Here is a 14,325-nt window from a genome sequence, read left to right as displayed (position 1 = left end):
TGCAAAATAAAAGTAAAGCAATTACTCTAAATTATCGTGATTAATTTTAATAGTAACGTAAAGTTGAGAATATAAACCTATTCGCTCTACAAAAATCTAGAATAATTAACCTAAAAGGAACAGAACGGTAAATGCATAATAATTCACCGCTCTCTATTGGCATTTTTGCAATGCTATTCAAGTAGACTAGTTCGCTAATTTCACCGCAGTACCAAATGCCAAAATTTCCGAAGAACCATCTACGATTGAGCTTGTGGTAAATCGAATCCCTACAATTGCATCGGCACCTTTAGACTCAGCGTCCGCCACCATGCGTTGTATAGCAATATCACGCGCGTCGGTCATCATTTCCGTGTAACCACGAATTTCGCCGCCAACAATGCTCTTGATACCCGCCATGAGGTCACGGCCAATATGTTTTGATTGAACAACATTACCAGTTACAACCCCTCTGATTTCAGAGATCTGCTTGCCAGGAATGCTTTCGGTCGTTGTGTAGATCATTTTTAATCCCTTATAAACGTAAAAATTTATACCCAAGCTACCTTATAACTAACATAAGATGCTAACCAATAAATTGAGAAGACTGATAAACAATACTCTAAATAACCAAGCTAAAAGTCATTTGGGTATAAATTTTAGCAATAAAAAAGGAGAGCTAATGCTCTCCTTCTCTTAATCCTAAACTGCTAATTAAAGAGCAGCTTTCGCTTTTTCAACTAGAACTGCAAATGCAGCTTTGTCGAATACTGCGATGTCCGCAAGGATCTTACGGTCGATCTCGATAGATGCTTTCTTAAGACCGTTGATGAAACGGCTGTAAGATAGACCATTTTGACGAGATGCCGCATTGATACGTGCAATCCATAGTTGACGGAATTGACGTTTCTTAGCGCGACGGTCACGGTAAGCGTATTGACCAGCTTTAGTAACTGCTTGGAAAGCTACGCGGTAAACACGTGAACGCGCACCGTAGTAACCTTTAGCTTGTTTTAGAACTTTCTTATGACGTGCACGAGCTTGTACACCACGTTTTACGCGAGGCATTATGCTTCTCCTAAACTAAACGATTGATAACTAAAAAGAATTAAGCGTATGGCAACATACGGATTACTGCAGCCACTTCACATTTTGGAAGGATTGCATTCGGACGTAGTTGACGCTTGTTCTTAGTAGTACGCTTAGTCAGGATGTGACGTTTTGTAGCGTGCTTGTACTTAATACCACCAGCAGTTTTCTTAAAACGCTTAGCAGCACCTTTGTTGGTTTTCATCTTAGGCATGATGAATAACTCCGCATTGAGTAGGTTTAATAAACAACGTAATTAGGGCGAACAAAACCCAGCCGTTATGCCTTTATCGAAAGGAAAGCGGCTAGGTTTTAATTACTTGATGAGCCGTTAATTACTTCTTTTTAGGGGCTAGCACCATGATCATCTGGCGACCTTCAATCTTCTTAGGGAAAGATTCAACTACAGCAATTTCTGCAGTATCTTCCTTAAGACGATTTAGAACGTCAACACCGATGTCTTGGTGTGCCATCTCTCGGCCACGGAAGCGAATTGTTACTTTCACTTTGTTGCCTTCTTCAAGGAAACGCGTCAGGTTGCGTAGTTTTACCTGATAGTCTCCAATATCAGTTCCAGGACGGAATTTTACTTCCTTGATCTGGACCTGCTTTTGCTTCTTCTTCTGCTCTTTAGCAGTTTTGCTCTTCTCGAAGAGGAACTTACCATAGTCCATCACACGACAAACAGGTGGCTCGGCGTTAGGACTGATCTCAACGAGATCCATACCAGCTTCTTCAGCAGCTGCAATGGCTTCTTGAATCGATACAACACCAACTGATTCACCGTCAGCGCCTGTTAGTCGAACTTCACGAATACCACGAATTTCACCGTTGATACGGTGCGGGTTTTGTTTTACCGGCTGTTGGCCACGTCTTCCGCCTTTAATAGCTTATTCCTCCAGATTGAGCTTACGGCTAGAGATCTCGTCTTGGATGTATGCAATAAAATCATCCACTTTAAATTTACCAAGATCTTTACCTTTACGAGTACGCACTGCAATTTCGCCAGCTTCCATTTCTTGGTCACCAACAACAAGCATATACGGTACACGCTTCAAAGTATGTTCGCGGATTTTAAAGCCAATCTTCTCATTTCTCAAGTCCGCTTTAGCTCTAATTCCACTTTTTTGTAGTTTTTGTACTATTTCTTGAACATAACCTGACTGTTTATCAGTAATGTTCATAAGAACTGCTTGTTCTGGCGCCAACCAAGTTGGGAAGAAACCAGCATATTCTTCGATAAGGATACCGATGAAGCGCTCTAGTGAACCTAGAATCGCACGGTGAATCATTACCGGTACAAGACGTTCATTGTTTTCACCTACATAAGTAGCGCCTAGGCGACCTGGTAGGTTGAAGTCTAGCTGGACAGTACCACACTGCCACGCACGGTCTAGACAATCGTATAGTGTGAATTCAATCTTAGGGCCGTAGAACGCACCCTCGCCTTCTTGAATTTCGTATGGGATATCCATCGATTCAAGAGACTGCTTCAATGCTTCTTCAGATTGATCCCAGATTTCATCTGAACCTACACGTTTCTCTGGACGAGTAGACAGTTTCACTACGATGTTGTCGAAACCAAATGTTTGGTACGTATCGTACACCATCTTGATACAGTTTGTTACTTCTTCTTGAATTTGGCTCTCAGTACAGAAAATGTGAGCGTCATCCTGAGTAAAGCCACGTACACGCATAATACCGTGTAGTGCACCAGATGGTTCGTTACGGTGACATGAGCCAAACTCAGCCATACGTAGCGGTAGGTCGCGGTACGATTTTAGACCTTGGTTGAAGATCTGTACGTGACCTGGACAGTTCATTGGCTTAATCGCGTATTCACGGTTCTCAGAAGAAGTTGTGAACATTGCATCAGCGTATTTATCCCAGTGACCTGAGCGTTCCCAAAGAACACGGTCCATCATAAGTGGACCTTTCACTTCTTGGTAACCGTACTCATCTAGCTTAGCGCGGATGAATACTTCTAGATCACGGAAGATAGACCAACCATTGTGATGCCAGAACACCATACCCGGTGCTTCTTGCTGCATGTGGAATAGGTCTAGTTGCTTACCAATCTTACGGTGATCACGCTTCGCCGCTTCTTCTAGGCGAGTTAGGTGCGCTTTCAGTGCTTTCTTGTCGTGGAAAGCCGTACCGTAGATACGTTGAAGCATTTTGTTGTCGCTGTTACCACGCCAGTAAGCACCTGCAACATTCAGCAAAGTGAAGTGTTGACAGAAGCTCATATTAGGAACGTGAGGACCACGACACATGTCGATGTATTCTTCATGGTGGTAAAGGCCTGGACGATCATCGCGAGATACGTTTTCGTCTAGGATTTCAACTTTGTATGGTTCGCCACGTGATTCAAACGTATCACGCGCTTCCTGCCAGCTTACTTTTTTCTTAACCACTTCGTACTTGGTTTTCGCTAGCTCTTTCATACGCTTTTCAATCTTTTCAAGATCTTCTTGCGTTAGAGATTCGTCTAGGTCGATATCGTAGTAGAAGCCATTGTCGATGGTTGGACCGATCGCCATTTTAGCTTGAGGGTAAAGCTGCTTAAGAGCGTGACCAAGAAGGTGAGCACAAGAGTGACGAACGATTTCTAGACCGTCTACTTCATCTTTAACTGTGATGATTTCAAGGCTTGCGTCTTCTTCAATTAGATCACACGCATCAACGCGGTTACCGTTTACACGACCAGCGATAGTTGCTTTTGCAAGACCAGGACCGATCGATTGCGCAACTTCCATAGTAGAAACTGGGTTGTCAAATTGACGCTGACTGCCGTCAGGAAGAGTAATAATAGGCATGCTATGTCCTTTACAGTGGTGTTGCACACCAAGCAACACATGTTATTCAAATTAGAAGCTATTTGTTGAAAATAGTTGAGAGTCAATAAAGGCCTCTCGGTAACACGAATACCGGACCGTTATCGAAAATGGGATTGTACCTAGCTCACATTTAGAATGCAAAGCGCGATTTTGTTTTGTCATAAGAACTTAACCGCAGACCCGTCACGACAATCTGATCATGCTTTTAAGGGACCAACGGAATTGCCCCTCAATGAACTTACACAACAAATTACAATATCGCCTATTACGTGTGAACCGATACAAAGCCTAACACGCTGGGCGAGAGCTCAACGTGCGATTTAGGTATATAGTTGTTTTATAGAGTAGTTTGTATGTAGGTATTCATCATGGTCTATTTCAAATCGCGCTTTATGGTGCTTCTAAGCACCTCGATATGTTCTTTACAAGCCTTCGCATCAAATGACTTATATGGCCCGCTGCGTTCTTACGCACAATCCCCAATGCAAGTGGTTAGTCACACTAACATACTGCGCTCAGGACATAGTCTGCCCTCTGGTTTTGTCGAAGCCTATGGTTCAGGAACCGTGGCAAGTGTTTGGGCTCATACTGATGAATACGCACTGGATTATTACCACAATCAAATCGAATTAGGCAACAAATGGCAAGTCAGCGATCGTTGGCAGTGGGAGCTCAACTATCGATGGGTCTTTGCCGCTGACAACCATTTAGATGGACTGACGAAAAGCTTCCATAAACTTTTCGGTATCGGACAAAATGGGCGGGATAAAGTAGACAGAGATCGTTTTTACATTTCAATGCCGCAATATGATGTGCTTGAAGATGATTTCGAAGGACAAACACTGGCCAATAACCTATCTACTTACTTACAGTATCAAGTGTTCCAAAATGAACATCACGGCCTATCGATTGGCGGCAGTTTGTATTTTAACGATGTGGCTCACGGCACTTTTCAAGGTAGCAGTTTCGAGCAAGGCTTCCAATTAAACTACAGCTACTTAAGTGATGCTCATGCATTTTATTCGATGATTGGCATGACTTTTCGATCGGATGACCGTGCCTTGCTCGATCTGCCCTATCGACATAATACGATTGCCATTGCGGGTGGGTACCGTTATGCCTTAGAAGATAACCATCACCTGATGTTGGAATATCATTGGTATCAAGGCTCAACAGAAGGGCCCACAGAGTTTGCTGATGCCTCTAATGAACTGGTGTTAGGCTATCGATATCTAATGGAAAATTCAGCGCTTGAGTTTTTAGCCGTAGAGAACGCAAGAAACATGGATAACAGTACCGATATCGCTTTCACAATAGGATATCGGTACATATTTTCATCAAGTTGATGAGAGCTATAGATTTAGCGTTGGTGCAACTGCGGCAGCGACTTGAGCATCGGTTGCATTGATCGGCAACGTAAACGAGCGATATTGGTCACCAGCCAAGCTGAGCGAACGGTCAATCTCTGCCAAACAATGCATGACCTGCCCTTCCAGAATAAAAGAGAGCTCAATTTCTTTTGATGAGATAAAGCCGCTGTTACGGAACTCTAGCTCTTGATAAATACCAGAGCGAGAGGCAAACGAGCCACCGCGCAAAAAGCCTTTTTCAACATCGGCTTTAACCATAGTGAAGCCAGCTTGCTCGATCGCTTGAATAACCCGAGATGCTACTGGTAGTGGTTTCACTTCAATATAGTCACGGTCACGCGGGTCAATCGCAAAATCAATATCTAACGTCGTCTCGACCCAAACATGACATTGATTCTTAAGTGCGCTAACCGCAGTAATTGGCGTTTCATCATGCAGTTTTAGCTCAAACGGAACCTGCTTTTCTTCATTAGGTTGAATCACAAAAGGGTCAACTGCTTTCAATTGATCAATAGTGAAGGTTTGGTAACTTACGCTATCATCCACTTCGACTTTCATTTCCGTGTTCAATTTAATCGTAATAGCATCAATTTGTTGTTCGACGTCTCCGCCTTTGATATGAACATGCCCTTTCAGCGTCGCTCCTTGAAACACGCTCATTTCGTCCAAAATGGTATCTACTTTTGCAGAGCCGATCCCCAGTGATGCTTTCAATTTTTTAAACATACTTTTCCTTTTTTAGCGACTTTTCTTCTAATAATCGTTTGTTTACACAATTGTTTTCTGCTGTGCAAGCAATAGACCACAAGAAAATGTTTGAATTCAATCATCAATCCAAATAATGCTCAGCAGCAAGAGTCATTCAGCTCTGCAATAGGATTGTTCGGTCACTAAGCGGTACATTCGTCGAGAAATGTTTGCAATTTGTACCTAAATTAAGCAGTATTTGTATAGTCAAATAAAGGGAAATCATTATGTCTGCACCACTCTACATTCAAATTAAACAATTTATCCTGGATAAAATTGATGCTGGAGAGTGGGTAGTTGGTCATCGCATCGCCACCGAGATTGAGCTTACCGAGCAATTTGGTGTCAGTAGAATGACAGTGAACAAAGCAATTCGGGATTTAGTTAATGAGGGCCGATTACAACGTCGCCCACGCTTAGGCACGTTCGTGTGTGATCCTGGTGAAAAGTCAGAATCTCCCCTGCTAGACATTCGAAACATTGCCGAAGAAGTCAGCGATAGAGGGCGAAAGTATGGCAGTAAAGTGCTCAAACAGATTGCCATAAAAGCAGATGACAACATTGCGACAAAACTCGGCGTTATGCTAGGCACGACAGTGTTTTACAGTGAAATTATTCACTATGAAGACCAAACGCCGATTCAATTGGAGCTCCGCTGGGTGAATAGCCAATATGCCCCGAGTTATTTAAATCAAGACTTCACACAAATCACTCCAAATCAATACCTGTCAAATAATTGCCCACTCAGCGCGATAGAACATACTGTAGAGGCAATTGTGCCTGAAAGCCGTATTAAGCAAGACTTAAAAATGCAAGCCAATGAACCTTGCCTTCTCTTGAATCGCAGAACGTGGAGCCAAGATAAGTTAGTCAGTACCGCCCTACTTTATCACCCTGGTAACAAATATAAGCTGAGCTCAAAAGTGCTCATTTAAGGACAAGATTTGTCCTCTAGATCTACGTTTTGATCACATTTTAGCAACATCAATCTTGTCAGTGTTCTTATTTTGCTCTATTTATTTGTATATACATTTAATGATACAAATAAACACAGGGACACAAACATGGATTTGCTGATTGAAAACGCACGTCTAGTTACCATGCAATCGGGAGAATGCGGATACCTTCCAACGCCTCCAGCGCGCATTGGTATTCAATCTGGAAAAATCGTTGCGATCAGTACTTGTGCCATTGGTGAAGACGCACCGCAAACCGAGTCTCTGCTGTCTGCCCAACATTACGCTCAGAGTATCGACCTTCAAGGCAAGTTAGTTCTGCCAGGTTTGATCGACTGCCACACTCATCTTATTTACGCGGGCAATCGTGCCAACGAATTTGAAATGCGCTTAAACGGCGTGCCATATCAAGAAATTTCCAAACAAGGCGGTGGGATACTTTCAACGGTGCATGCGACGCGTTCAGCAACCGAAGCGCAATTAGTTGAGTTAGCGTTGCCACGTTTAGACGGGCTACTCGCGAGCGGCGTCACTTCTGTCGAAGTGAAATCAGGCTACGGATTGACACTGAATGATGAAATAAAAATGCTCCGTGCCGCCAAAATGCTTGAACAAGAGCGCAAAGTTAAAATCACCACTACACTTCTCGCCGCTCACGCCATTCCGCCAGAGTTCCAAGGTCGTGCAGATGATTATATTGAGCACATTTGTCAGGACATAATCCCTGTTGTCGCAAAGGAAGAATTAGCTACGAGTGTCGATGTTTTTTGTGAATCGATTGGCTTCAATCTTGAACAAACAGAAAAAGTGTTTGTAGCTGCAAAACGCCACGGCTTAAAGGTTAAAGGGCATACTGAGCAACTTTCTAATCTCGGTGGTACAGCCCTCACTGCGCAATACAACGGTCTGTCAGCGGATCACATCGAGTTTTTAGATGAGCAAGGTGTTAAAGCACTTGCTCGATCAAACACCGTCGCCACTCTATTGCCTGGCGCTTTTTATTTTCTAAGAGAAACTCAGTTACCACCGATTGAGTTGTTGAGAGAGCATAACGTGCCGATGGCAATTGCTACGGACGTCAACCCAGGTACATCACCATTTTCTGATCTCACACTCATGCTGAATATGGCGTGCACGCTATTTCGCCTTACACCGCAAGAAGCACTGCGTGGTGTAACGCAACATGCAGCCAAAGCTCTGGGTTATCAAAACTCACGTGGCGAAATCAAAGTAGGGTTTGATGCGGACTTCTCTATATGGGATATCGAAAGCCCTGCGGATTTAAGCTATCAAGTCGGAGCAAAACGTCTGGTAGGTCGTATAGTAAATGGTGAATACATTTCACACGGAGGCCAATAATATGTCTCAATTCGACCTACACTCTCCCCTATTTCATTGGCAAGGCCGTCATGATGCCGAGGACGGCAAGCTTGGTCAGCGAATTCATCACGTTGTTCAACGCCAAAAAGCAGATGAGTTGAGTGCCGTTGCGCATGGCGTCTCATTACTCGGTTTTGCTACCGACGCAGGCGTTGCGAGGAACAAAGGACGCATTGGCGCGAAAAAAGCGCCAGACTTAATCCGACGAGCACTCGCTAATTTAGCATGGCACCAAGACGCCCCACTATATGACTTAGGTACTGTGGTGTGTGAAGACGACTTACTGGAAGAGAGCCAAGCTCTATGTGCAGCAACCATTTCAGGCGCACTGCCCCACACGCCAGTCATCGTGCTGGGTGGTGGGCATGAGATTGCGTGGGCCTCCTTTTCCGGCTTAGCGGGGTATTTTAAAGAGCACTATCCAGAGAAGAAACCTAAAATCGGCATTATCAATTTCGATGCGCATTTCGATTTGCGCGCATTTGAGAGTAACCTCGCCGACATAAGACCGAGCTCTGGTACACCCTTCAACCAAATTCATCATTTTTGTCAACGTAACGATTGGGACTTTCATTACGCTTGTATTGGTGTAAGCCGTAGTAGCAACACTAAAGCGCTATTTGAAAAAGCAGATGCGTTAAATGTTTGGTATGTAGAGGACAATCAGCTCTGCTACTTAAACCACAGTTATCACTTAACTCAGCTTCAGCATTTTATTGACGACTGTGACTACCTCTATTTGACCATTGATCTGGATGTATTTCCTGCCGCAACCGCACCTGGAGTCAGCGCACCAGCAGCTCGGGGAGTGAGTTACGACACTATTGCACCCTTTTTAGATCGAATTCTTCATTACAAAAATAAGTTAATGCTGGCTGATATCGCCGAATACAACCCAAATTATGACGTCGATAGTCAAACAGCACGATTAGCTGCCCGTTTGTGTTGGGATATCGCCAACGCGATGGCGGAAAAACAGCACAAACCATAACGCATCCCAGATGCCACTGATTATTACGACCAAGCAAGTACTTGGTCATCACGAGAAACTAAAGGAGTCTGAAATGACACAGCGCCAGGGACAAGATCCACGACTTGATACAAGCAGAACAATTCGTGCACCTCACGGAGATAAACTGCGCGCAAAATCTTGGCTAACCGAAGCCCCTCTTCGTATGCTGATGAACAACCTTGATCCTGATGTTGCAGAACATCCACATTCACTGGTTGTATATGGCGGCATTGGCCGAGCAGCGCGAAACTGGGAATGTTACGACAAGATTGTTGAAGTACTTGAAAGGCTCGAAGATGACCAAACGCTTTTAGTTCAATCAGGCAAGCCTGTTGGTGTTTTCCCTACTCATAAAAATGCCCCACGCGTGCTTATCGCAAACTCAAACCTTGTTCCGCATTGGGCAAACTGGGAACACTTCAACGAGCTAGATAAACAAGGCTTGATGATGTACGGCCAAATGACCGCTGGCAGCTGGATATACATTGGCTCGCAAGGTATCGTACAAGGCACATACGAAACGTTCGTATCTGTTGCAAAAAAACACTTTGACGGTGACGCAAATGGCCGTTGGATTCTAACGGGTGGTCTTGGTGGCATGGGTGGTGCTCAACCTCTCGCTGGTACAATGGCGGGCTTCTCCATGATTGCAGTAGAGTGTGATGAATCACGTATCGATTACCGCCTACGTACAGGCTATGTCGATAAGAAAGCGACTTCTTTAGATGAAGCGCTAGCTATCATTAAAGAGTCAGACACACCAGTATCGGTTGGTCTACTAGGTAATGCAGCAGACGTTTTCTCTGAGCTGGTAGAACGTAATATCACGCCTGATGTCGTAACAGACCAAACGTCTGCACACGACCCGCTCAATGGCTATTTACCACAAGGCTGGAGCATGTCTCACGCAGCAGAAATGCGTTTGCAAGATGAAGCAATGGTCGTAAAAGCAGCGAAAAAATCCATGGCTGTGCAAGTTCAAGCGATGTTAGAGCTGCAAAATCGCGGCGCCGCAACACTCGACTACGGTAACAACATCCGCCAGATGGCCTTGGAAGAAGGCGTAGAAAACGCATTCGATTTTCCTGGCTTCGTTCCAGCCTACATTCGTCCTCTATTCTGTGAAGGTATCGGTCCTTTCCGTTGGGCTGCTCTCTCTGGCGATCCTGAGGACATTTATAAAACCGACCAAAAAGTAAAAGAGCTAATTCCAGATAATCCGCACTTACATAACTGGCTAGATATGGCTCGCGAACGCATCCAGTTCCAAGGTTTACCTGCGCGTATTTGCTGGGTTGGTCTTAAAGATCGTGAGCGTCTTGGTCAAGCATTCAACGAAATGGTGAAAAATGGCGAACTTAAAGCGCCCGTTGTCATTGGTCGAGATCACTTAGATTCTGGCTCTGTAGCAAGCCCGAACCGTGAAACCGAAGGTATGATGGACGGTTCTGACGCCGTATCAGACTGGCCATTATTAAACGCGCTACTCAACACGGCGGGCGGCGCAACTTGGGTTTCACTACACCACGGTGGTGGCGTAGGTATGGGCTTCTCGCAACACTCAGGTATGGTTATCTGCTGTGACGGCAGTGAAGATGCCTCAGAACGTATTGCCCGCGTGCTGCATAACGACCCAGCAACAGGCGTGATGCGTCATGCTGATGCGGGATACGATATCGCTAAACAATGTGCAGCAGAGCAAGGGCTAGATTTGCCAATGCTCAACGAAGAACTGAAGAAGCTCAAGTAAGGATGAAAGAGATGTTAAATTTAACGCTAAAGCCAGGTCATATTAGCTTAAACGAACTACGCCAAGTGAGCCGTTCACCAGTCAACCTTACTTTGGATCCTGAAGCCATTCCGGCCATTGAAGAAAGCACACAGGTCGTAGACCGAGTCATCGCGGAAGATCGAACGGTTTACGGAATTAACACTGGTTTTGGGCTATTGGCTAACACACGAATAGCACCAGAAGATTTAGAAACACTTCAACGCAGTATCGTTCTTTCTCATGCGGCAGGTATCGGTGAGTTTATGTCAGATGAAACGGTTCGTCTGATGATGGTATTAAAAATCAATAGTCTGTCTCGTGGCTTTTCTGGGATTCGCCTAAAAGTCATTAATATGTTGACCGACCTAGTCAACGCACAAGTTTACCCTTGCGTACCTAAAAAGGGCTCTGTTGGCGCATCAGGTGACTTAGCTCCTCTAGCCCATATGAGCACAGTATTACTGGGAGAAGGACAAGCTCGCCACAACGGTAATATCATTTCCGGGCAAGAAGCTTTAAAAATCGCAGGTCTAGAGCCTATCACTCTGGCGCCAAAAGAAGGCTTAGCGCTACTAAATGGGACTCAGGCATCCACAGCGTTCGCATTGGAAGGCCTGTTTATCGCGGAAGACCTTTTCGCGTCAGCAACCGTTTGTGGTGCAATGTCTGTTGAAGCCGCTCTCGGCAGCCGACGTCCATTCGATCCGCGCATTCACCGTGTACGTGGTCATCGCAGCCAAATGGACGCAGCACTCGCATACCGTCATTTGTTAGACACATCGAGTGAAATAGGTGATTCGCACACTAACTGTGAAAAAGTACAAGACCCGTATTCTTTGCGCTGTCAGCCTCAAGTGATGGGTGCGTGTTTACAGCAAATCCGCAATGCGGCGGAAGTACTACAAGTAGAAGCGAACTCCGTATCAGATAATCCGTTGGTGTTTGCTGAAGATGGTGACATCATCTCTGGCGGTAACTTCCACGCGGAGCCTGTTGCAATGGCAGCCGACAACCTAGCACTTGCGATTGCCGAGATCGGCAGCTTGTCTGAACGTCGTATGGCATTACTTATCGATAGCGCGCTATCAAAACTGCCACCGTTCTTAGTCGACAATGGTGGTGTGAACTCTGGTTTCATGATCGCTCAGGTGACCTCTGCTGCGTTAGCAAGTGAAAACAAAACGCTCGCTCACCCAGCGTCAGTAGACAGCTTGCCAACATCTGCAAACCAAGAAGATCACGTGTCAATGGCAACATTCGCGGCTCGCAGATTGAAAGAAATGGGCGAAAACACTCGCGGTATTCTGGCTGTCGAGTACCTCTCAGCAGCACAAGGCCTAGACTTTAGAGCGCCAAACAAGTCCTCTGAGCGTATTGAGATTGCGAAACAAATGTTGCGTGAAAAAGTATCGTTCTACGATAAAGATCGCTACTTTGCTCCAGACATTGAACAGGCAAATACTCTGCTTAAGCTGGCTATTCACAACACGCTCATGCCAGAGAGCTTGTTACCAAGTGTTCAATAACCAAGCATAACTGGCATTTCATCGAATAAACAGATAATGACTTGAAGGCTCTACGTTCAGCGTGGAGCCTTTTTACATACGATTAAACATGTTGATGGCACTATTTATGAACGCCTGTCTACTTTGATGGCTATACTTTAAAAGATAGGCGAGCGAAAAGGTCGTTGTTTATTGTTTTCACAAATAAAAGCGTTGCTAAAGTATGCGTTTTTAACGGTTTCTCCGCCGAAATAGTGTCTTATTGTTAGGATACGGTGAAGTTTTCACTGGATGGACCATTGCTACGCAGATATTCGCATATAATCCCACACAGTTTTGGTTACTACGTAAAAATTATGTTTCTAACACCTTATTTTTCAAACACTAATCACCAGTTTCAGTTCACTCGCGAACAAGCAAGCCACTTTGCAAAACGTGTCGCAGGTGACTACAACCCAATTCATGATGAAGACAACAAACGCTTTTGTGTCCCTGGAGATTTACTTTTCGCTGTGCTTCTTAGTAAAGAAGGCGTTAGCCAAAAGATGCGTTTTAACTTCTCTGGCATGGTAAACGATGGTGTAGCACTTCATATTGAAAATAAGTGTGACAAAGAAAGCGCTGTTGTTGACGAGGCAGGTAAAGAATACTTACACATGTCCCGTGAAGGTGAAACTAACCACGATCCGGCATTTATTGAGCATGTAGTGACAAATTACGTGCAATTTTCTGGTATGAACTTCCCTCACATCATGGTTCCTCTTATGGAAGAGAAGCAAATGATGATTAACTGCCAGCGTCCATTAGTTATTTATGAAAGCATGGAAGTCGAATTTTCACGCTTAGACCTTACGCATCCAGAGGTGGATTTCACTGGCGCAACATTCGACGTAGAAGGAAAACGAGGTGTAGTCACCTTAAACTTTGCGTTTAAAGAAGACGGTGAAGTCGTTGGTAAAGGTATTAAGCGCATGGTTGCAAGTGGCTTGAAGCCATATGACCAAGAAGCGGTTGACGACCTTGTACGCCGCTTTAATGAACGTAAGGATGCATTCCTAGCAAAGTTCGTTAAGGCAGCCTAGTCGACTGCCCTATCAGAAGCGCACAAAAAACGTGTTTACTAAAAGAAAGCCCAACGTCGACCGTTGGGCTTTCTTTTTATGTCTCATCCAAACAAAACTAAACGCAATGCTTAGAGCCAACGACGAACATGGTTTTTATAATCCACATACTCTTCACCAAACAATCGCTCTAAAACGCGTTCCTCAGGCTTGATTTGAAACCGATTCATATAACTGACAAATATCACGCCACAAAGCACCACACTCAAGTGCTGCCACCACAAACCAGTTGCTATGATTAGAAGCAATAATGCCGTGTACATAGGGTTGCGTGAAAAGGCAAACACACCAGTTCTTACAACAGAAGATGCCGCTTCAGGTTTTACTGGGTTCACTGTGGTTTTTACTTTGCGAAATTCATACACGCCAGCAATGCCCATGTAGCCAGACAACAAAGTTAATACACCTACTACAAATTCAACAAAGGGGACTCGAATGTTCATGCTCGGCGTCAAAACTTTAAGTCCGTACATCAAAAGTATGACTAGCAAAAACACCGCAACAGGTGGGACTTTGAGTTCAAGTTTTCTCAAGATTCATATCCTTTGAAAGGGT

The 14,325-nt window shown here is 44.6% G+C and carries 14 protein-coding genes; 7 read left to right on the top strand and 7 right to left on the bottom strand.

Going from position 1 to position 14,325, the window contains the following annotated elements:
- Window positions 1–186 precede the first annotated feature (186 nt).
- The 5 genes from R7Q41_RS04810 to thrS form a co-directional block, all read right to left on the bottom strand.
- A complete protein-coding gene (locus tag R7Q41_RS04810; RefSeq protein ID WP_130546017.1) occupies window positions 187–504 on the bottom strand; it encodes a heavy metal-binding domain-containing protein in 318 nt (105 codons plus the stop codon).
- 189 nt (window positions 505–693) lie between these two features.
- The gene (gene rplT / locus R7Q41_RS04805; protein ID WP_004727974.1) at window positions 694–1,047 is read right to left on the bottom strand and encodes a 50S ribosomal protein L20; all 354 of its coding nucleotides are present in this window, start codon (window positions 1,045–1,047) and stop codon (window positions 694–696) included.
- 40 nt (window positions 1,048–1,087) lie between these two features.
- The gene (gene rpmI, locus R7Q41_RS04800; protein WP_005377932.1) at window positions 1,088–1,282 is read right to left on the bottom strand and encodes a 50S ribosomal protein L35; all 195 of its coding nucleotides are present in this window, start codon (window positions 1,280–1,282) and stop codon (window positions 1,088–1,090) included.
- 121 nt (window positions 1,283–1,403) lie between these two features.
- A complete protein-coding gene (gene infC / locus R7Q41_RS04795; RefSeq protein ID WP_080276913.1) occupies window positions 1,404–1,955 on the bottom strand; it encodes a translation initiation factor IF-3 in 552 nt (183 codons plus the stop codon).
- 3 nt (window positions 1,956–1,958) lie between these two features.
- The gene (thrS, locus tag R7Q41_RS04790) at window positions 1,959–3,887 is read right to left on the bottom strand and encodes a threonine--tRNA ligase (protein ID WP_005395892.1); all 1,929 of its coding nucleotides are present in this window, start codon (window positions 3,885–3,887) and stop codon (window positions 1,959–1,961) included.
- A gap of 389 nt (window positions 3,888–4,276) precedes the next feature.
- Here thrS and R7Q41_RS04785 point away from each other — a divergent pair, with 389 nt between their 5' ends.
- A complete protein-coding gene (locus R7Q41_RS04785; RefSeq protein ID WP_213874418.1) occupies window positions 4,277–5,254 on the top strand; it encodes a DUF3187 family protein in 978 nt (325 codons plus the stop codon).
- A 6-nt stretch (window positions 5,255–5,260) separates the two neighbouring features.
- Here R7Q41_RS04785 and R7Q41_RS04780 read toward each other — a convergent pair whose 3' ends face one another.
- Window positions 5,261–6,004, bottom strand: a complete 744-nt coding sequence (locus R7Q41_RS04780) for a sporulation protein (RefSeq protein ID WP_017821818.1) — start codon at window positions 6,002–6,004, stop codon at window positions 5,261–5,263.
- A gap of 248 nt (window positions 6,005–6,252) precedes the next feature.
- On the opposite strand from R7Q41_RS04780, the gene hutC reads away from it, so the two are divergent.
- The 6 genes from hutC (at window position 6,253) to R7Q41_RS04750 (ending at window position 13,731) form a co-directional block, all read left to right on the top strand.
- Window positions 6,253–6,960: a histidine utilization repressor gene (gene hutC, locus R7Q41_RS04775; protein ID WP_005377944.1), complete on the top strand. Its 708-nt coding sequence runs from the start codon at window positions 6,253–6,255 to the stop codon at window positions 6,958–6,960.
- Window positions 6,961–7,089: 129 nt separating this feature from the next.
- A complete protein-coding gene (gene hutI, locus R7Q41_RS04770; RefSeq protein ID WP_176310897.1) occupies window positions 7,090–8,340 on the top strand; it encodes an imidazolonepropionase in 1,251 nt (416 codons plus the stop codon).
- Window position 8,341: 1 nt separating this feature from the next.
- Window positions 8,342–9,352: a formimidoylglutamase gene (hutG, locus tag R7Q41_RS04765; RefSeq protein ID WP_318108000.1), complete on the top strand. Its 1,011-nt coding sequence runs from the start codon at window positions 8,342–8,344 to the stop codon at window positions 9,350–9,352.
- Window positions 9,353–9,425: 73 nt separating this feature from the next.
- Complete coding sequence (hutU, locus tag R7Q41_RS04760; RefSeq protein WP_033905347.1) at window positions 9,426–11,123, top strand: urocanate hydratase; 1,698 nt, start codon at window positions 9,426–9,428, stop codon at window positions 11,121–11,123.
- Between the two features lie 11 nt (window positions 11,124–11,134).
- Window positions 11,135–12,670, top strand: a complete 1,536-nt coding sequence (gene hutH, locus R7Q41_RS04755) for a histidine ammonia-lyase (protein WP_017634855.1) — start codon at window positions 11,135–11,137, stop codon at window positions 12,668–12,670.
- 335 nt (window positions 12,671–13,005) lie between these two features.
- A complete protein-coding gene (locus R7Q41_RS04750) occupies window positions 13,006–13,731 on the top strand; it encodes a DUF3581 domain-containing protein (RefSeq protein WP_017821813.1) in 726 nt (241 codons plus the stop codon).
- Between the two features lie 110 nt (window positions 13,732–13,841).
- Here R7Q41_RS04750 and R7Q41_RS04745 read toward each other — a convergent pair whose 3' ends face one another.
- A complete protein-coding gene (locus tag R7Q41_RS04745; protein WP_033905135.1) occupies window positions 13,842–14,303 on the bottom strand; it encodes a methyltransferase family protein in 462 nt (153 codons plus the stop codon).
- Between the last annotated feature and the right edge of the window lie 22 nt (window positions 14,304–14,325).

The sequence above is a fragment of the Vibrio sp. 2096 genome, from assembly GCF_033339595.1.
Classification (GTDB): domain Bacteria; phylum Pseudomonadota; class Gammaproteobacteria; order Enterobacterales; family Vibrionaceae; genus Vibrio; species Vibrio alginolyticus.
The sequence above is the reverse complement of the archived record's forward strand: the minus strand, read 5'-3'. Positions and strand labels throughout refer to the sequence as shown.

Bases quoted from the DNA above. Each gene is read 5' to 3' on its own strand.
- R7Q41_RS04810 (WP_130546017.1), bottom strand. From the start codon at position 504: ATGATCTACACAACGACCGAAAGCATTCCTGGCAAGCAGATCTCTGAA.
- rplT (WP_004727974.1), bottom strand. From the start codon at position 1,047: ATGCCTCGCGTAAAACGTGGTGTACAAGCTCGTGCACGTCATAAGAAA.
- rpmI (WP_005377932.1), bottom strand. From the start codon at position 1,282: ATGCCTAAGATGAAAACCAACAAAGGTGCTGCTAAGCGTTTTAAGAAA.
- thrS (WP_005395892.1), bottom strand. From the start codon at position 3,887: ATGCCTATTATTACTCTTCCTGACGGCAGTCAGCGTCAATTTGACAAC.
- R7Q41_RS04785 (WP_213874418.1), top strand. From the start codon at position 4,277: ATGGTCTATTTCAAATCGCGCTTTATGGTGCTTCTAAGCACCTCGATA.
- R7Q41_RS04780 (WP_017821818.1), bottom strand. From the start codon at position 6,004: ATGTTTAAAAAATTGAAAGCATCACTGGGGATCGGCTCTGCAAAAGTA.
- hutC (WP_005377944.1), top strand. From the start codon at position 6,253: ATGTCTGCACCACTCTACATTCAAATTAAACAATTTATCCTGGATAAA.
- hutI (WP_176310897.1), top strand. From the start codon at position 7,090: ATGGATTTGCTGATTGAAAACGCACGTCTAGTTACCATGCAATCGGGA.
- hutG (WP_318108000.1), top strand. From the start codon at position 8,342: ATGTCTCAATTCGACCTACACTCTCCCCTATTTCATTGGCAAGGCCGT.
- hutU (WP_033905347.1), top strand. From the start codon at position 9,426: ATGACACAGCGCCAGGGACAAGATCCACGACTTGATACAAGCAGAACA.
- hutH (WP_017634855.1), top strand. From the start codon at position 11,135: ATGTTAAATTTAACGCTAAAGCCAGGTCATATTAGCTTAAACGAACTA.
- R7Q41_RS04750 (WP_017821813.1), top strand. From the start codon at position 13,006: ATGTTTCTAACACCTTATTTTTCAAACACTAATCACCAGTTTCAGTTC.